This is a genomic window from Streptomyces ipomoeae 91-03 (assembly GCF_000317595.1).
Taxonomy (GTDB): Bacteria; Actinomycetota; Actinomycetes; order Streptomycetales; family Streptomycetaceae; genus Streptomyces; species Streptomyces ipomoeae.
Map to the genome: position 1 here is coordinate 1 of NZ_AEJC01000456.1, position 18,612 is coordinate 18,612.

Annotated in this window: 14 protein-coding genes and 1 pseudogene; 14 read left to right on the forward strand and 1 reads right to left on the reverse strand. The window is 71.0% G+C overall.

The genetic code is table 11. The annotated features are described in order from the left end of the window. Together STRIP9103_RS29905 and STRIP9103_RS29910 are read left to right on the forward strand one after the other, a co-directional pair. Positions 1-472, forward strand: a 472-nt coding sequence (locus STRIP9103_RS29905) for an ATP-binding cassette domain-containing protein (protein ID WP_048821243.1), incomplete at its 5' end; no start/stop codon positions are given. Then, on the forward strand, positions 469-1,488 hold the full coding sequence (locus STRIP9103_RS29910) for an ABC transporter permease (protein ID WP_009326680.1): 1,020 nt from the start codon (positions 469-471) through the stop codon (positions 1,486-1,488). The genes STRIP9103_RS29905 and STRIP9103_RS29910, both read left to right, overlap by 4 nt. Positions 1,489-1,676: 188 nt before the next feature. Here the strand turns inward: STRIP9103_RS29910 and STRIP9103_RS29915 are convergent, their stop codons facing one another. Beyond that, positions 1,677-2,867 (reverse strand): IS110 family RNA-guided transposase, encoded by a 1,191-nt coding sequence (locus STRIP9103_RS29915; RefSeq protein WP_009310112.1) that lies wholly within the window; start codon positions 2,865-2,867, stop codon positions 1,677-1,679. A 243-nt stretch (positions 2,868-3,110) separates the two neighbouring features. Here STRIP9103_RS29915 and STRIP9103_RS29920 point away from each other — a divergent pair, with 243 nt between their 5' ends. The 12 genes and pseudogenes from STRIP9103_RS29920 to STRIP9103_RS29975 form a co-directional block, all read left to right on the forward strand. Next, a complete protein-coding gene (locus tag STRIP9103_RS29920; protein WP_009326674.1) occupies positions 3,111-4,148 on the forward strand; it encodes a substrate-binding domain-containing protein in 1,038 nt (345 codons plus the stop codon). A gap of 185 nt (positions 4,149-4,333) precedes the next feature. Continuing rightward, positions 4,334-5,761 carry a Gfo/Idh/MocA family protein gene (locus STRIP9103_RS29925; RefSeq protein WP_009326683.1) on the forward strand — a complete coding sequence of 476 codons (1,428 nt, stop codon included), beginning with the start codon at positions 4,334-4,336 and terminating at the stop codon, positions 5,759-5,761. A gap of 14 nt (positions 5,762-5,775) precedes the next feature. Then, positions 5,776-6,780 (forward strand): sugar phosphate isomerase/epimerase family protein, encoded by a 1,005-nt coding sequence (locus STRIP9103_RS29930; protein WP_009326671.1) that lies wholly within the window; start codon positions 5,776-5,778, stop codon positions 6,778-6,780. 108 nt (positions 6,781-6,888) lie between these two features. Then, the gene (locus STRIP9103_RS29935; RefSeq protein WP_009326678.1) at positions 6,889-9,381 is read left to right on the forward strand and encodes a PQQ-dependent sugar dehydrogenase; all 2,493 of its coding nucleotides are present in this window, start codon (positions 6,889-6,891) and stop codon (positions 9,379-9,381) included. Positions 9,382-9,390: 9 nt separating this feature from the next. Continuing rightward, positions 9,391-10,794: a ThuA domain-containing protein gene (locus STRIP9103_RS29940; protein ID WP_048821244.1), complete on the forward strand. Its 1,404-nt coding sequence runs from the start codon at positions 9,391-9,393 to the stop codon at positions 10,792-10,794. 151 nt (positions 10,795-10,945) lie between these two features. Then, complete coding sequence (locus STRIP9103_RS29945; RefSeq protein ID WP_009326672.1) at positions 10,946-12,163, forward strand: inositol-3-phosphate synthase; 1,218 nt, start codon at positions 10,946-10,948, stop codon at positions 12,161-12,163. Beyond that, complete coding sequence (locus STRIP9103_RS29950) at positions 12,160-13,194, forward strand: sugar phosphate isomerase/epimerase family protein (protein WP_009326679.1); 1,035 nt, start codon at positions 12,160-12,162, stop codon at positions 13,192-13,194. The genes STRIP9103_RS29945 and STRIP9103_RS29950 overlap by 4 nt, the downstream gene beginning before the upstream one ends. After that, positions 13,191-13,958, forward strand: a complete 768-nt coding sequence (locus STRIP9103_RS29955) for an EboA domain-containing protein (protein ID WP_009326670.1) — start codon at positions 13,191-13,193, stop codon at positions 13,956-13,958. The genes STRIP9103_RS29950 and STRIP9103_RS29955 overlap by 4 nt, the downstream gene beginning before the upstream one ends. Then, on the forward strand, positions 13,958-14,806 hold the full coding sequence (locus tag STRIP9103_RS29960; RefSeq protein ID WP_009326684.1) for a TatD family hydrolase: 849 nt from the start codon (positions 13,958-13,960) through the stop codon (positions 14,804-14,806). Before STRIP9103_RS29955 ends, STRIP9103_RS29960 begins: the two co-directional genes overlap by 1 nt. Before the next feature lie 3 nt (positions 14,807-14,809). Beyond that, positions 14,810-15,979 carry a metabolite traffic protein EboE gene (gene eboE, locus STRIP9103_RS29965; RefSeq protein ID WP_009326676.1) on the forward strand — a complete coding sequence of 390 codons (1,170 nt, stop codon included), beginning with the start codon at positions 14,810-14,812 and terminating at the stop codon, positions 15,977-15,979. Then, positions 15,976-17,534, forward strand: a pseudogene (locus STRIP9103_RS29970) (alkaline phosphatase family protein). Before eboE ends, STRIP9103_RS29970 begins: the two are co-directional and overlap by 4 nt. A 46-nt stretch (positions 17,535-17,580) precedes the next feature. Further along, positions 17,581-18,612 (forward strand): sugar phosphate isomerase/epimerase family protein (locus STRIP9103_RS29975; protein WP_009326682.1); only part of this gene is annotated, 1,032 nt, incomplete at its 3' end.

Here is an 18,612-nt window from a genome sequence, read left to right on the forward strand (position 1 = left end):
CTCGGTGTCGTCCATGTCCCGCTTCTCGCGCGGGGGCTGGATCGACCGGGGCGCCGAGCACCGTGCCGCGCGGGCCGCCACCCGGGAGCTGTCGCTGCGCCCGGACAACACGTCCGTGCCGGTCCGCACCCTCTCCGGTGGCAACCAGCAGAAGGCCGTCCTCGCCCGCTGGCTGCTGCGCGGCTGCAAGGTGCTGCTGCTCGACGAGCCGACCCGGGGCGTCGACGTGGGCGCCCGCGCCGAGCTGTACGCGGTCGTACGCCGCCTCGCCGACGAGGGACTGGCCGTACTGCTGGTCTCCAGTGAGGTGCCCGAGGTACTCGGCCTCGCCGACCGGGTCCTCGTCCTGCGCGAGGGCCGCGTCGTCCACACGGCACCCGCCCGTGAACTCGACGAGCACCGCGTACTCGACCTCGTCATGGAAGGAAGCCCTCAGGGAGGAAGCCCCATGGAAGGAATCCCGGCGTCATGACACAGCCCGTGTCCCCGCCCAGGGGCGACACCGACAAGGTGACACCCGTCAGCGAACCGCCCGCCTGGCGCGCCCTCGTGTTCCGCGCCGACGTCCGCACCCTCTCGCTCCTCGGTGTCCTCGTCGCCCTGATCGTCATCGGCGGCATCACCAAGCCCGACGAGTTCCTCGACACCCGCAACCTCCAACTCGTCCTCACCCAGGCGTCGGTGATCGGCGTCGTCACCGTCGGCATGACCTTCGTCATCACCTCCGGCGGGATCGATCTGTCGGTCGGCGCGATCGTCGCGCTGGCCTCCGTCTGGGCGACGACGGTCGCCACCCAGGAGTACGGCTTCGTCGGCATCCTCTTCACCGCGGTGATCGTCGGCGTCGGATGCGGCCTGGTCAACGGACTGCTCATCGCGTACGGCGGCATGGTCCCGTTCATCGCCACCCTCGCCATGCTCGCTTCCGCCCGGGGGCTCGCCCTCCAGATCACCGACGGCAGCACCCAGGTCGTCACCGTCGACGCGATCCTGGACCTGGGCGAGCGCGACGCGTACGTGCTCGGCATCCCGCCGCTCGTGCTGGTGTTCGCGGTCGTGACGATCATCGGCTGGCTGCTGCTGAACCGTACGACCTTCGGCCGCCGCACCGTCGCCGTCGGCGGCAACGCGGAGGCCGCCCGCCTCGCCGGCATCGACGTCCGACGTCAGCGGCTCTACCTCTATCTGCTCTCCGGGCTGTGCTGCGGCATCGCCGCGTTCCTGCTGATCGTGCTGTCCGGGTCGGGTCAGAACACCAACGGCAACCTCTACGAGCTCGACGCCATCGCCGCCGCGATCATCGGGGGCACCCTGCTCAGCGGGGGCCGGGGCACCATCACGGGCTCCGTCCTCGGTGTCCTGATCTTCACCACGATCACCAACATCTTCGCCCTCAACAATCTGCAGAGCGACGTCCAGCAGATCGCCAAGGGCGCGATCATCGTCGCCGCGGTCCTGGTCCAGCGACGTACGGCCAACACGACCTGAAGCCTCGTACGACCGACCACGATCCGAGGCGCCCAGGACGTCTGAGTCGTACCCAGGATGCCTGAGATCTCTGAGGCCCTTGAGACCCCGGAGGCGGCTGCGACGCCGCCGAGGCATCCGAGCCGCCTGCCTCCCCCCGCCTGATCCGCCCCGCATGCCCCACACGGAAAGGCTTCCCAATGCTGATGTCAAGCCGCTGCTGTGACAGGTGGTGTGGCTTGGTAGCACGCTCCGTCGCGGATCATGGCCCACAAGACGTTGACGCGACGGCGCGCGAGCGCCAGCAGCGCCTGCTTGTGGCCTTTCCCCTCGGCGCGTTTGCGTTGGTAGTACGCCTTCGAGGCCGGGCAGCTCTTCAGGCTCGACAGGGCCGACAGGTACATCGCGTTGAGCAGGCCGCGGTGGAAGCGGCGTGGTCGGCGGAGGTTGCCGCTGACGCGGCCGGAGTCGCGTGGGGCCGGGGCCAGGCCGGCGTAGCCGGCGAGCCGGTCGGCGCTGCCGAAGGCGTCCATGTCGCCACCGGTCACGGCGAGGAACACAGCGCCCATCAGCTTGCCCATCCCGGGCAGGCTCACGATCACTTCGGCGTGCGGGTGCTCGCGAAACCGGGCCTCGATCAGGGCTTCGAGTTCTGCGATCTCCTCATCGAGGGCCATCACCCCCTTCGAGAGGCGCACCACCATGGCGGCGGCCAGCTGCTCGCCGGGCAGGGCCGTGTGCTGGGCCTCGGCAGCCTCCACAGCCGCTTTGGCCAGTGCGGCAGCTCCGCGGACCTTGCGGTTTTTCAGCCACGCCTCGATGCGCTTCACGCCTGCGCGGCGGATCGCCGCCGGGGTCTGGTAACCCGTCAGCAGCAAGACCGGACCCTTGTTGGTCAGGTCCAGCGCCCGCTCCAACGCGGGGAAGATCTCCAGGAGTTGGGCACGGAGCCGGTTGATCTGCCGGGTGCGGTCACAGACGAGGTCGGTGCGGCGGGTGGTCAGGGTGCGCAGGTCGACGGCGATCTCGTCGCCAGGCCGCAGCAGGCCCAGGTCACGGCGCATGCGGGCTTGGCCGGCGATGACGAAGGCGTCTTTGGCGTCCGTCTTGCCCTCGCCCCGGTAAGAGGCCGATGCGCGGTGCACGGTCAGGCCGGTGATGTAGACCATCGGCTGGCTGTGGCCGAGCAGCAGTCCGATCAGCAGGGCGGCGCCACCGTGGTTGAGGTCGACGGCCCACAGCACGTCTTCGTCGAGGGCCAGGACGTCCCCGATCAGTTCCAGCAGGGCCGACTCGTCGTTCAGGACCCGGCGGGACAGCAGCCGTTCGCCGTCACTGTTGATCACCACGCAGTGGTGATGTTCCTTGCCGATGTCCACTCCGGCCCATATCCGGGGCACGGTCACCTCCGCCAGCTCGTCGCGCGTTCACAGCCCAGCAGACGACCTCGCCGACGTTGCCCTACGCAGCGATCGAGTCGCATCTCCCAATTGGCGGTCGAGTCGTCGCGGGGCTCCGGGCGGCCAAGCCTTTCCAGCCATCTCACGGCGCCGCCATGACAGCCATACCCAGAGCCCCTGGGTCCCGCTGATCTTACGAATGACCAGTTCGAACCCAACAATCAAGAAAGTAGGGCCCACGCCATGGCACACCTCACGAGCCGCAGAGGACTGCTCTTCGGGACCGCCGCCGTCTCGGCCGGCGCGCTCCTCACCGGTTGCACCAGCAACGAGTCCGACGACGCCCCCGCCGCCAACGAGCAGACGGCCGCCGACGACAAGCGCGGCAAGGCGGTCACCATCGGCTTCGCCGGACCCCAGGCCGACCACGGCTGGCTCAACGCGATCAACGAGAACGCCAAGAGCCGCGCCGAACGGTACGAGGACGTCACCCTGGAGATCACCGAGGGGTCCAACGACACCGCCCAGCAGATCGGCCAGATCGAGACGCTGATCAACAAGAAGGTCGACGTGCTGGTCGTCCTGCCCGCCGACGGCAAGGCCCTCACCCAGGTCGGTCTGAAGGCGATGCGGGCCGGCATCCCCGTCGTCAACCTCGACCGGATCTTCAACTCCCCGCAGGCGTACCGCTGCTGGATCGGCGGCGACAACTACGGCATGGGCCTCAACGCCGGGCACTACATCGGCGAGCAGCTCAAGGACAAGGAGAACGCCCGTGTCATCGAGCTGGCCGGGCTGGACAACCTGGAGCTGACCAAGCAGCGCACCCAGGGCTTCGACGACGCGCTGAAGAACTACCCGAACATCGAGAAGGTGGCCCGTCAGGCGGCCGAGTTCACGGTGGAGTCCGGGCAGGCGAAGATGGCCCAGCTCCTACAGGCCCAGTCGAAGTTCGACGCCCTGTGGAACCACGACGACGACCAGGGTGTGGGCGCCCTGCGCGCCATCGAGCAGGCCGGGCGCGACGACTTCCTGATGGTCGGCGGCGCGGGCGCGCTCTCCGCGTTCCAGGCCATCAAGAAGGACGACGGTGTCCTCAAGGCGACCGTCCTCTACCCGCCGACCATGGCCGCGTCCGCGATCGACCTCGCCCGCGCCCTCGGCCAGAGCAAGGGCGTGAGCGGTCTCGCCGAGTTCGAGATCCCGGCCTCGCTGACGCTGTACTCGGCCGTCGTCGACAAGAGCAACGTCGACCAGTACATGCCCACCGGCTTCAAGTGACGACTCCCGCCGGACGGGCCTGACCGGAAACGAGGACCGGGACTGGGAACGAGGACCCGGGGACCCAAGAACGAGGACCGGGGACCCAGGAACGAGGACCGGGGACCCAGGACGAAGGATCGAGCCCCGGGCACGCCGTCAGGCCCCACCCCCCACCGCGCCGCGATCACGAGGAGGACACACGCATGGGACAGCCGCAGCAGCCCGACCAGGCCGAGGCGGAGGCAGGAGCCGCAGGGCCGGACAACGGGGCTGAAGCCCGGATCGGCCCCGGGGCGGCGACCGAAGCCGAGGCCGGGCCCCGGAGCGGGCCCGGGGCGAGGTCCGAAGCCGAGGCCGGGGCCCGGATCGGTGCCGGGGCGGGAGCCACGACCGGGCCCGGCGCGAGCGCCGGGGCGTGGCCCGCCGGGCTCGCCGGGGGGCTCGACAAGCCGCCGTTGCGGGTCGGGATGGTCGGGTACGCCTTCATGGGGGCCGCGCACTCCCAGGGCTGGCGGACCGTCGGCCGGGTCTTCGAGCTGCCGCTCAGCCCGGTGCTCGCGGCGGTCTGCGGCCGTGACGGCGACGCGGTGCGCGCCATGGCCGACCGGCACGGCTGGGCAGCGGTCGAGACGGACTGGCGGGAGCTGGTCGCGCGGGACGACATCGACGTCGTCGACATCTGCACCCCTGGCGACAGCCACGCCGAGATCGCCCTCGCCGCGCTCGCCGCCGGCAAGCATGTGCTCTGCGAGAAGCCGCTCGCCAACACCGTCGAGGAGGCGGAGGCGATGACGGCGGCGGCCGAAGAGGCCCACGCACGCGGACAGTCGGCGATGGTCGGCTTCAACTACCGTCGGGTGCCCGCCACCGCGCTCGCCCGGCGCATGGTCGCCGAGGGACGCCTGGGCGCCCTGCGCCACGTACGGGTGACATACCTTCAGGACTGGCTCGTGGACCCGGAGTTCCCGCTCACCTGGCGGCTGCGCAAGGAGTCGGCGGGCTCGGGAGCGCTCGGCGACCTGGGCGCGCACATCGTCGACCTCGCCCAGTATCTGGCGGGGGAGCCGGTGGTCGGGGTGTCGGCGCTGACCGAGACCTTCGTACGGGAGAGGCCCCTGCCCGCCGGGGCGTCCAGTGGTCTGGCGTCCGCCGGTGGCGCGACCGGGCGCGGCCCGGTCACCGTGGACGACGCGGCCCTGTTCACCGGCCGGTTCGCCTCCGGCGCCATCGCCTCCTTCGAGGCGACCCGCTTCGCCACCGGCCGCAAGAACGCCCTGCGCATCGAACTCAACGGTGAGCGCGGCTCGTTGGCCTTCGACCTGGAACGCCTCAACGAACTCTCCTACCACGACGCCACCGAACCCGGCGCCCACGCCGGCTTCCGCCGCATCCTCGTCACCGAGTCCGACCACCCGTACCTGGACGCCTGGTGGCCGCCGGGCCACGGCCTCGGCTACGAGCACACCTTCATCCACCAGGCCCGCGATCTGGTGCACGCCATCGCCACGGGAACCCGGCCCGAACCGTCCTTCGCCGACGGTCTCCAGGTGCAGCGGGTGCTCGCGGCCGTGGAGGAGAGCGCCGAGAAGAACTCCGTCTACACCCCGACGTCCACCACCGCAGCGGTCTGAGGAGGCCTTGCCGTATGCCGCGCACCTTCACGCTCTTCACCGGGCAGTGGGCCGACCTGCCCCTCGAAGAGGTCTGCCGCCTCGCCCGCGACTTCGGCTACGACGGACTCGAACTCGCCTGCTGGGGCGACCACTTCGAGGTCGACAAGGCCCTCGCCGACCCGTCGTACATCGACTCCCGTCACCGACTGCTGGAGAAGTACGGCCTGAAGTGCTGGGCCATCTCCAACCATCTGGTGGGCCAGGCGGTGTGCGACGCCATCATCGACGAACGCCACCGCGCCATCCTGCCCGCACGTATCTGGGGCGACGGCGAACCCGAGGGCGTACGGCGGCGGGCCGCCGCCGAGATGGCCGACACGGCACGCGCCGCGGCGGCCTTCGGCGTGGACACCGTCATCGGCTTCACCGGCTCCGCCATCTGGCATCTGGTGGCCATGTTCCCGCCGGCCCCCGAGTCGATGATCGAGCGCGGCTACGAGGACTTCGCGACCCGCTGGAACCCGATCCTCGACGTCTTCGACGCCCAGGGCGTGCGCTTCGCCCACGAGGTCCACCCGAGCGAGATCGCGTACGACTACTGGACGACCCAGCGCGCTCTGGAGGCGGTCGACCGGCGTCCGGCCTTCGGGCTGAACTTCGACCCCTCGCACTTCGTGTGGCAGGACCTCGACCCGGTCGGCTTCCTGTGGGACTTCCGCGACCGGATCTACCACGTCGACTGCAAGGAGGCCCGCAAGCGGCTCGACGGCCGCAACGGCCGCCTCGGCTCGCATCTGCCGTGGGGCGACCCGCGTCGCGGCTGGGACTTCGTGTCGGCCGGCCACGGCGACGTGCCCTGGGAGGACGTCTTCCGGATGCTGCGCTCCATCGACTACCAGGGCCCCGTCTCCGTCGAGTGGGAGGACGCCGGCATGGACCGGCTCCAGGGCGCCCCCGAGGCCCTGGCCCGCCTCAAGGCGTACGACTTCGAACCGCCGTCGGCCTCGTTCGACGCGGCGTTCGGCGGCAACGACTAGGCCCTGATTCCCCAAGGGCGCTTCCCGTCTCCGGGGTGACGGCGCACCCCGGCGTACCGCACACACCCGTACACCTCCGTACGACCGGCCCCTCCTTGGAGGCATTTCGTGCACCCGTACGACGACACCAGACACCCCACCGGCCACTTCAGACGCCGGAGCGTTCGCGGGCCCCTCGCACTGCTGAGCGGTCTGCTGCTCGCGGGCGCCTCGCTCTCGCTCACCTCGCCCGCTGCGGGCGCGGCCGAAACCGCCCCGCAGACCGCCGCGGCCGAGGACTTCCAGCAGGTCACCCTCGCCAAGGGCGAACCGGAGGTCGGTGAGCCCATGTCGCTCGCCGTCCTCCCCGACCGCTCGGTCCTGCACACCTCCCGCGACGGCGAGCTGCGCCTGACCGACGCGGCGGGCAACACCAAGCTCGCGGGCAAGCTCGACGTGTACTCCCACGACGAGGAGGGCCTGCAAGGCATCGGCGTCGACCCGGGCTTCGTCGACAACCGCTTCATCTACCTCTACTACGCGCCCCCGCTGAACACCCCCGCGGGCGACGCCCCCGAGACCGGTACCGCCGCCGACTTCGCGCCCTTCGACGGCGTCAACCGGCTCTCCCGCTTCGTCCTGAAGACGGACGGCACCCTCGACACGGCCAGCGAGACGAAGATCCTCGACGTCCCCGCCTCCCGCGGCATCTGCTGCCATGTCGGCGGCGACATCGACTTCGACGCGGCGGGCAACCTGTACCTGTCGACGGGCGACGACAGCAACCCGTTCCAGTCGGACGGCTTCACTCCCATCGACGAGCGCGCCAACCGCAACCCGGCCTTCGACGCCCAGCGCACCTCCGCCAACACCAATGACCTGCGCGGCAAGATCCTGCGCATCAAGGTGGGCGCCGACGGCTCCTACTCCGTCCCCGACGGCAACCTCTTCGCGCCGGGCACGGACAAGACGCGCCCCGAGATCTACGCGATGGGTTTCCGCAACCCGTTCCGCTTCAGCGTCGACAAGGAAACCGGCATCCTCTACGTCGGCGAGTACGGCCCCGACGCCGGCGCCGCCAACCCCTCGCGCGGCCCGGCCGGCCAGGTCGAGTTCGCCCGGGTGACCAAGCCCGGCAACTTCGGCTGGCCCTACTGCACGGGCAAGAACGACGCCTACGTCGACTACGACTTCGCCACCGGCACCTCGGGCGCGGCCTTCGACTGCTCGGCCCCCGAGAACACCTCGCCGAACAACACCGGCCTCACCGACCTGCCGCCCGCCGAGCCCGCCTGGATCCCGTACGACGGCGCCTCCGTCCCGGAGTTCGGCGACGGCTCCGAGTCCCCGATGGGCGGCCCCGTCTACCACTACGACGCCTCGCTCGACTCCCCGGTGAAGTTCCCTCAGGCGTACGACGGCGACTTCTTCGCCGGTGAGTTCGGGCGCCGCTGGATCAAGCGGATCACCAGTGACGCCGACGGCACCGTGCAGTCGATCGGTGACGTGCCCTGGACCGGCACCCAGGTCATGGACATGGCCTTCGGCCCAGATGGCGCGCTCTACGTCCTCGACTACGGCATCTCCTGGTTCGGCGGCGACGAGCACTCCGCGCTGTACCGCATCGAGAACGCCACCGACGGCCACTCCCCGGTCGCCCAGGCCGCCGCCGACCGCACCTCCGGGCAAGCGAAGCTCAAGGTGCGCTTCTCCTCCGAGGGCACCAGCGACCAGGACGGCGACGCTCTCACCTACAGCTGGGACTTCGGCGACGGCGGCACATCCACGGCCGCGAACCCCGGCCACACGTACAAGAAGAACGGCACCTACACGGCGACCGTGACCGCGAAGGACCCCTCCGGCCGCACCGGCAGCGCGAGTGTGCGGATCGTCGTCGGAAACACCGCGCCCAAGGTCGAACTGCAACTCCCGCAGGACGGTCAGCTGTTCGCCTTCGGTGACGCCGTGCCGTTCAAGGTGAAGGTGAGCGATCCGGAGGACGGCCGTCCGATCGACTGCTCGAAGGTCAAGGTCACCTTCATCCTCGGCCATGACAGCCACGGCCACCCCGTGACCTCCGCCAACGGCTGCACCGGCACCATCCAGACCAGCGCCGACGGCGGCCACGACCCCAACGCCAACATCTTCGGGGTCTTCGACGCCGAGTACACCGACGGCGGAGGCGGCGGCCAGGCCCCGCTGACCACCCACGACCAGAACGTCGTCCAGCCCAAGCACCGCCAGGCCGAGCACTACGGCGACTCGTCCGGCATCACCGTGCAGTCCAAGGCGACCGCGCACGGCGGCAAGACCGTCGGTGACATCTCGAACGGCGACTGGATCTCTTTCAAGCCGTACGTCCTCTCCAACGCCACACAGCTCACCGCGCGCATCTCCTCCGGTGGCGCGGGCGGCGAACTGGAGGTCAGGGCGGGCTCCCCGGCCGGCCGGCTCCTCGGCGCCGCGACCGTGCCGGTCACCGGCGGCTGGGAGAACTTCCAGGACGTCACCGCCGACCTGTCCCGCGCCCCGCGCGGCACCACCACGCTCTACCTGGTGTTCAAGGGCAGCGGCTCCGGCGGCCTGTTCGACGTGGACGACTTCGCCTTCACGACGAGGTGAGGGGCGGCCATGGGAACGAAGGGACGAACAGCTGCCGGGCGAGTGACGAGCGGACGAGTGTGGGCCGCCGTGGGCGGCGCCGCCCTGCTGATCGGGTGCGTGTCGGGGCCGGCCGTGTCGAATGAGGCCGGGGTCTCCGAGAGCCGGGTGCTGGTGTTCTCCAAGACGGCCGGCTTCCGGCACGACTCGATCCCCGAGGGCATCGCGGCCGTACGGGAGCTGGGCGCGGCGCACGGCTTCAAGGTCGACGCCACCGAGGACGCGGGCGCCTTCACCACCCGGAACCTCGGGCGCTACGACGTGGTGGTCTTCCTGTCCACGACGGGCGACGTCCTGAACGAGGCCCAACAGGGCGCGTTCGAGCGGTACATCAGACGCGGCGGCGCCTACGTGGGCATCCACGCCGCCGCCGACACCGAATACGACTGGGCCTTCTACGGCGGACTCGCGGGCGCGTACTTCCAGTCGCACCCCGCGATCCAGCCCGCGACGGTCGATGTCGAGGACCACGCCCACCCGGCGACCTCGGGCCTCGGCGCGACCTGGAACCGCACGGACGAGCGGTACAACTACCGCTCCAATCCACGCGACCGGGCCCACGTCCTCGCCTCGCTCGACGAGTCGTCGTACGGCGGCGGCACCATGAACGGCGACCATCCCATCGCCTGGTGCCAGCACTACCAGGGCGGCCGGGCCTTCTACACCGGCGGCGGCCACACCAAGGAGTCCTTCGCCGAACCCGCCTTCCGGCAGCATCTGCTCGGCGGCATCCGCTGGGCGATCGGCGAGGCCCAGGCCGACTGCCGACCGGAGAACGGCTACCGGCCGCTCTTCGACGGCACGGCGGAGTCCCTGTCGACGTGGCGGCAGGCCGGTCCGGGCTCCTTCGAACTCGACGAGGACGGCACGCTGACATCGAGCGGCGGCATGGGCATGCTCTGGTACGCCGCCTCGGCCTTCGGCTCGTACTCCCTGAAGCTCGACTGGAGGACGGCCGGCGCCTCGGGTGACGACAACTCCGGTGTGTTCGTGGGCTTCCCGCCCTCGGACGACCCGTGGTCGGCCGTGAACAGCGGCTACGAGATCCAGATCGACGCCACGGACGTACCCGAGAAGACCACCGGGTCCGTCTACGGCTTCCAGTCCGCCGACATCAAGAAGCGCGACCGCGCGCTGAACCCGCCGGGGGAGTGGAACACGTACGAGATCCGCGTGGAGGGCGAACGCCTCCGCGTCTGGCTCAACGGCGTGAAGATCAACGATTTCACCAACACCGACCCGGCACGGAGCCTCACCGACGGACACATCGGCATCCAGAACCACGGCGCCGACGACCAGGTGTCCTTCCGCGACGTCCGGATCAAGGAACTGCCCGTGCGGACCGCCGACGCGGCTCCGCCTCCGGGCGACTGAGCGACGGCGGGCGGGCGACGCCGGACTCCCGCCCGCCGTCTTCCCCGGCCCCGCACCGCCGGGCCGCCGAGCCACTGCACCGCTGTACCGCCAAGGTCCGCGCAGGACTGTCCGAGACCGTCCACGACCGCGTACGACGAGGAGGCTGCCCATGTCCGTGTCCCGTTCCGTGTCCCGTTCCGAAGGCTCCGCCGGATACGAAGGCTCCGACCGGCGGGGACGGGTGGGCGTATGGCTGATCGGAGGCCGAGGTTCCGTCGCCACCACTGTCGTCGCGGGCTGCGCGGCCATCACCGCGGGCCTGCACACCCCCACGGGCATGCTCACCGAGACCCCCCTCTTCGCCGGCTCAGGCCTCCCACCCCTCTCCTCCCTCGTCTTCGGCGGCCACGACACGGCCGACCGCCCCCTCCCCAAACGCGCCGAGGCCCTGGCCGCCGCCGGCGTCCTCCCCCACGGCCTCCCGGCCGCGATCACCACCGAACTCACCGCCGCGGACGCCGAGATCAGGCCCGGCGGCCCGCTCCCCGACGACACGAGGGACCCCGCCGGGCTGATCTCCTCCTTCACCGCCGACATTCACGACTTCGTACGACGCCGGAACCTCACCCGAGCCGTCGTGGTGAACGTCGCCTCGACGGAACCCGCCCCCACCGGCTCCGCCCTGCCGCCCAGCTCCCTCTACGCGGCGGCGGCCCTGCGCGCCGGCTGCCCGTATGTGAACTTCACCCCGTCGACCGGCCTGAACCACCCGGCGCTGGCGCACCTGGCGAAGTCGTCCGGCGTCCCCTACGCGGGCCGTGACGGCAAGACCGGCCAGACGCTGCTCCGCTCCGTCCTGGGCCCGATGTTCGCCCAGCGGGCACTGACCGTCCGGGCCTGGTCCGGCACCAACCTCCTGGGCGGCGGAGACGGCGCAGCCCTCGCCGACCCGGCCGCCGCCGCTGCCAAGAACGCCGGCAAGGAACGCGTCCTGGCCGACACCCTGGGCACGACCCCCGAGGGCGAGACCCACATCGACGACGTCCCCGCCCTCGGCGACTGGAAGACCGCCTGGGACCACATCGCCTTCGACGGCTTCCTCGGCACCCGCATGACCCTCCAGACCACCTGGCAGGGCTGCGACTCCGCCCTGGCCGCCCCGCTGGTCCTGGACCTCGCCCGCCTCCTGTCCCGCGCCCACGAACGCGGCCTCACCGGCCCCATGACCGACCTCGGCTTCTACTTCAAGGACCCGGTGGGGGAGGGGCCCTCGGCACTGGCAGACCAGTACGCGGCGCTGACGAACTTCGCGGACCGGCTGCGAGCGCGGGGACAACGGAGCGGCGAGCCGACGCCGGAGGACGACAGGAAGGCGGCCCTCTCATGAATCCACAGCAGCCCCTCCCGACGAACCCCGACGTGTCTCCACAACTCACACCCGAACCACTCCAGCCACGACAGCCGCCGTCGCCCGACATCACCTCCGCTCCCACTCGCCTCTCCTTCGGCTACGGCACCAACGGCCTCACCGACCTCCGCCTCGACGACGCACTCGCCCTGCTCGCCGACCTCGGCTACGACGGCGTCGGTCTGACCCTCGACCACATGCATCTCGACCCGCTGGCCCCCGACCTCGCCGCCCGTACCCGGCGACTCGCCCGACGCCTGGACGCCCTCGGCCTGACGGTCACCGTGGAAACCGGCGCCCGCTACATCCTGGACCCCCGCCGCAAACACGGCCCGACGCTCCTGGACGCCGACCCCGACGATCGCGCCCGCCGGACCGACCTGCTCATCCGCGCGGTACAGGTCGCCGCCGACCTGGGAGCCCACGCCGTGCACTGCTTCAGCGGCATCACCCCACCCGGCACGGACGAGGACACCGCCTGGAAACGCCTCCCCGACGCGCTCACCCCCGTCCTCGACGCCGCCACCGCCGCCGGCATCCCGCTCGCCGTCGAACCCGAGCCCGGTCACCTCCTCGCCGCACTCGCCGACTTCCACCGCCTCCGCGAGGCCCTCGACAGCCCGGCCGCGCTCGGCCTCACCCTCGACATCGGCCACTGCCAGTGCCTGGAACCCCTCCCTCCCGCCGACTGCGTCCGCGCCGCCGCGCCCTGGCTGCGTCACGTCCAGATCGAGGACATGCGCCGCGGCGTCCATGAACACCTGCCCCTGGGCGCCGGGGAGATCGACTTCCCACCCGTCCTGGAAGCCCTGGCCGCCGTCGGCCACCAGGCCCTGACCGTCGTCGAACTACCCCGCCACTCCCACGCCGGCCCCCACTTCGCCGAACAGTCCCTCTCCTTCCTCCAGACCCTGACCCGCGACTTGACCGCAGCCGGCCTTACCAAGACCCGAGCAACCCCGGACACCTCCGGCCTCACCCCGCCGTCCCCGAACGGGAGCACCTCGTGATCCACCACCGCCCCCCGTCCGACCCGACGGCCATCCCCGCCAGCCCTGCTCCTGGCACTCCGGCTCCCGACACTCCGGCCGCGGGAACTCCGGCCTCCGGCACCCCGGACCCCGGCAACCCCGCTCTCGCCCCGCTCGCCCAGCTGCGCGGTCATCTGAACGCCCGCCTCGGGGGCGGCGCCCGTGCCTGGCTGGACCGGGCCCTGGGCGAGGCCGCCGACCATCCGGGGACCCATGGGCCGATCTCCGTCTGGGAGCTGCGCCTCGCCGAGGCGGGACGGCGGTGCGGTGCGGAGTACGCCGACGCCGTCCGCGTGCTGATCCTGCACGCGGCCCGGGCCGACATCGACACGCTCAGCCGGGTCTACCGTCAGGGCACGGCCGACGAACGCCGCGCGGTGCTGCACGCACTGCCCCACCTTGTGCCCGGCCCGGACGCCCTGCACCTCGTCGAGGACGCCCTGCGCACCAACGACACCCGCCTGGTCGCCGCCGCCCTCGGCCCCTACGCCGCCCGGCACCTTTCCCCGCACCACTGGCGGCACGCCGTCCTCAAGTGCCTGTTCACCGGTGTGCCCGTCGACGAGATCGGCGACCTGGCCCGTCGCGCCCACGGCGACACCGAACTGGCCCGGATGCTCGGCGACTTCGCCGAGGAACGCACCGCCGCGGGCCGTCCCGTACCCGAGGACCTGTACCGCGTCCTGGCCCTGACCGCGCCCCCACCGGCCGACGAGACCGGCATCGACGGCAAGGAGACCTGATGCGCATCTTCGACCCCCACATCCACATGACGTCACGCACCACCGACGACTACGAGGCGATGTACGAGGCGGGCGTCCGCGCGGTCGTCGAGCCGGCGTTCTGGCTGGGCCAGCCCCGCACCTCTCCCGCCTCGTTCATCGACTACTTCGACTCCCTGCTGGGCTGGGAGCCCTTCCGCGCCGCCCAGTACGGCATCGCCCACCACTGCGCCATCGCCCTCAACCCCAAGGAGGCGAACGACCCGAACTGCACCCCGGTGCTGGACCATCTGCCCCGTTACCTGCTCAAGGACCGGGTCGTGGCCGTGGGCGAGATCGGCTACGACTCCATGACCCCGGCGGAGGACCGAGCCCTGGAGCACCAGCTGCAACTGGCCGCCGACCACGGTCTGCCCGCCCTCGCGCACACCCCGCACCGGGACAAACCGGCCGGCCTGCGCCGCACCCTCGACGCCGTGCGCGCCTCCGCGCTCCCCGTCGAACGGGTGCTCCTCGACCACCTCAACGAGACCACCGTCAAGGAGGCCAAGGACAGCGGCTGCTGGCTCGGCTTCTCCGTCTATCCCGACACCAAGATGGACGAGGAGCGCATGGTCGCCGTCATCAAGGAGTTCGGCCCGGAGAAGGTGCTGGTCAACTCCGCCGCCGACTGGGGCAGAAGCGACCCCCTCAAGACCCGCAGGGTCGGCGACGCCCTGCTCGCCACCGGGTTCGACGAGGACGACGTGGACCTGGTGCTCTGGCGCAACCCCGTCGCCTTCTACGGCCTCAGCGGCCGTCTCGCCCTGGACGTCGGCGAGACGGACGCCACGCACGAGGGCAACAGCATCCTGCGCGGCGGGGAGTGACCCATGCGCTTCCGCCACCCCGACGGCTCGACCGTCCACCTCGCCTACTGCACCAATGTGCACCCGGCCGAAACCCTCGACGGAGTCCTCGCGCAACTCCGCGACCACTGTGAGCCCGTCCGCCGTCGCCTCGGCCGCGACCGCCTCGGCATCGGCCTGTGGCTGGCCGGCGACGCCGCCCAGGCACTGGTCACCGACCCCTCCGCCCTGCGCGGCCTGCGCGGCGAACTCGACCGACGCGGCCTCGAAGTGGTCACCCTCAACGGCTTCCCGTACCAGGGCTTCGGCGCCGAGGAGGTCAAGTACCGCGTCTACCGCCCCGACTGGGCCGACCCGGAACGCCTCGCCCACACCACCTCCCTCGCCCGCGTCCTCGCCGGACTCCTCCCCGACGACATCACCGAGGGCACCATCTCGACCCTGCCCCTGGCCTGGCGCACCGTGTACGACGACGCCCGCGCGGCCCGCGCCCGCACGGCTCTGCTCACCCTCGCCGAACGCCTCGACGCCGTGGCGGAGCTGACCGGCCGCTCCATCCGCGTCGGCCTGGAACCCGAGCCCGGCTGCACCGTCGAGACCACCGCCGACGCCATCGGCCCCCTGACCGACATCGGCCACGACCGCATCGGCATCTGCGTCGACACCTGCCATCTCGCCACCTCCTTCGAAGATCCGCACACCGCCCTGGACGCGCTCACCCGCGCCCGTGTCCCCATCGTCAAGTCCCAGCTCTCAGCCGCCCTGCATGCCGAACACCCCCATCTCCCCGACGTCCGCGAAGCCCTCTCCGCCTTCGACGAGCCCCGCTTCCTGCACCAGACCCGCACCTCCACCGCCGCCGGACTGCGAGGCACGGACGACCTCGGCGAAGCCCTCGCGGGCGACACCCTGCCCGACGCGTCCCCGTGGCGCTCCCACTTCCACGTCCCGCTGCACGCGGCCCCCACCGCGCTCCTCACCTCCACACTCCCCGTCCTCAAGGCCGCCCTGACCCACCTGGTCGGCGGCGCCCACCCGCTCACCCACCACCTGGAGGTCGAGACCTACACCTGGCAGGCCCTCCCACCCGAACTCCGCCCCCGAGGCCGCGCCCAACTCGCCGACGGCATCGCCGCCGAACTCGCCCTCGCCCGCGACCTGTTGACGGACCTCGGCCTCAAGGAGCTGCCATGAGCGGGCGAGGAGCCGCCGCCAAGCCGCCGAAACCGTCGGATTCACCGGCGCCGCCGCATCCGTCGAACTCGACGAAACCGCACCCCGAAGACCGCCGCCCGCCCACGGGCCACAACCCCGCGAAACCCACCCCTCTCCTCGTCCTGGACGTCGTAGGCCTCACCCCCCGTCTCCTCGACCACATGCCCCACCTCAAAGCCCTCGGCCGGTCCGGCTCCCGCGCCCCACTCGGCACCGTCCTGCCCGCCGTCACCTGCGCCGCCCAGTCCACCTTCCTCACCGGCGCACTTCCCGCCGAGCACGGCATCGTCGGCAACGGCTGGTACTTCCGTGAACTCGGCGACGTACTGCTGTGGCGCCAGCACAACGGTCTCGTCGCCGGAGACAAACTGTGGGACGCCGCCCGCCGCGCGCACCCCGGCTACACGGTCGCCAATATCTGCTGGTGGTACGCCATGGGCGCCGACACCGACATCACCGTCACCCCCCGTCCGATCTACTACTCCGACGGCCGCAAGGAACCCGACTGCTACACCCGGCCCCCGGCCCTGCACGACGAACTCACCGCGAAACTCGGCACGTTTCCCCTGTTCCACTTCTGGGGTCCGGGCGCCGACCTCGTCTCCAGCCGCTGGATCATCGACGCGACCAGACACATCATCCGCACCCGCCATCCGGATCTGACGCTCTGCTACCTCCCTCACCTCGACTACGACCTGCAGCGCTACGGCCCCGACGACCCGCGCTCCCTGAAGGCCGCCGCCGATCTCGACACGGCCATGGCACCCCTGCTCGACGACGCCCGAGCGGAGGGCCGCACCGTGGTGGCGCTCTCCGAATACGGCATCACCCGCGTGGACCGCCCCGTCGACATCAACCGCGCCCTGCGCCGCGCCGGCCTCCTCGAGGTGCACACCCAGGACGGCATGGAGTATCTGGACCCGATGGCCTCAAGGGCCTTCGCGGTCGCCGACCACCAGATCGCCCATGTCTATGTACGCCGCCCCGAGGACTTGGAAGCGACCAGGGCAGCCCTCGCGGATCTCCCCGGCATCGACCAACTCCTCGACGACGAGGGGAAGAAGGCCTACCACCTCGACCATCCGCGCTCAGGCGAGCTCGTCGCCGTCGCGGAGCCGGACGCCTGGTTCACGTACTACTACTGGCTCGACGGCGCCCGCGCGCCCGACTCGTCGAGATCCATCGCAAACCCGGCTACGACCCGGTCGAGCTGTTCATGGACCCGCTCGACCCGTATGTGAAACTCAAGGCGGCCACGGCACTGGCCCGCAAGAAACTCGGCCTGCGCTACCGCATGGCGGTCGTGCCCCTGGACCCGTCACCTATTCGAGGCAGCCACGGCCGCCTGCCCATGAGCGACGACGACGGTCCGCTCATCATCTGCTCCACCCCCCGCGCTGTCGGCGACCGCCTCCCGGCCACCGATGTGAAAGCACTCCTGCTTCGACTCGCCGGTCTCGACCGATCGGCGCCGCCGGGCACGCCTGGCCCGCCGGTCCCACCCGACCTGTCTGTTCCAACTGGTCACAAGTGAAGCACTCGACACTGACAACGCCCTCCGACTTCGAGGAGTTCCAGGCATGAGCCGCACGAACCAGACGGACCCCGAACTCACCCACCGCCTCACCAGACGAGGCATGCTCGGCGTGGCCGCGGGCGCCACCGCCGCCGCCCTGCTGGGCACGGCCGCGGCCCCGGCGCAGGCCGCCGGCACCACCGAGGCCGCGACCGCGGACAAGGGCCGGGGCCGCCCCGTCCTGCCGCCCGGCCGCCTCGGCATCCAGCTCTACAGCCTCCGCGACAAGGTCTCCACCCTCGGCTTCGCGCCCGTCTTCGCCGAGCTGGAGAAGTACGGCTACGACGAGGTCGAGTTCGCCGGCTACACCCAGGGATCGGCGGGCCCCATCACCCTGGCCCAGCTCAGGCGGCTGGCCCGCGACCACGGCCTCACCCCGATCGGCAGCCACGTCGGCTACTACTCCAGCGACCCGAACGCGTACACCTTCGCCCAGAACCTCGACAAGGTCCTCGACGACGCCCAGGCCCTCGGTCTCAAACACATAGGCACCGCCTCCGGGCCGTTCCGCTACGGCTCCACCGTCGACGCGTGGAAGCGGGCCGCCGAGGAGTTCAACACCTACGGCGCCGCGGCCAGGGCGCGGGGCATGAAGTTCTACCAGCACAACCACTCCGAGGAGTTCTCCTTCGCCACCGACAACCCCAAGGTCCGCCTCTACGACGTGCTGCTCCGCGAGACCGACCCCGACCTGGTCTACCTGGAGATGGACATCTTCTGGGCGTACGTGGCCCAGTTCCGCTTCTCGAAGCGGCCCGACGGCAAGCCCGCGCCCTTCGAGCCCCTCGACTACGTCCTCAAGCGCCCCGACCGCTACCCGCTCTTCCATGTGAAGGACGGCGAGAGCGACCCGTCCAACCCCTTCGGCTACCGCATGGTGGATGTCGGCGACGGTGACATCGACTACCAGAAGTTCATCTCCGCCGTGACCCGCCTCAGGGGCCACCGTCTCGCCCACCACTGGCAGGCCGAACACGACAACCCCACCGAGTCCTTCACCTTCGCCCGCCGCTCCAGCGAACACCTGCACTCGCTG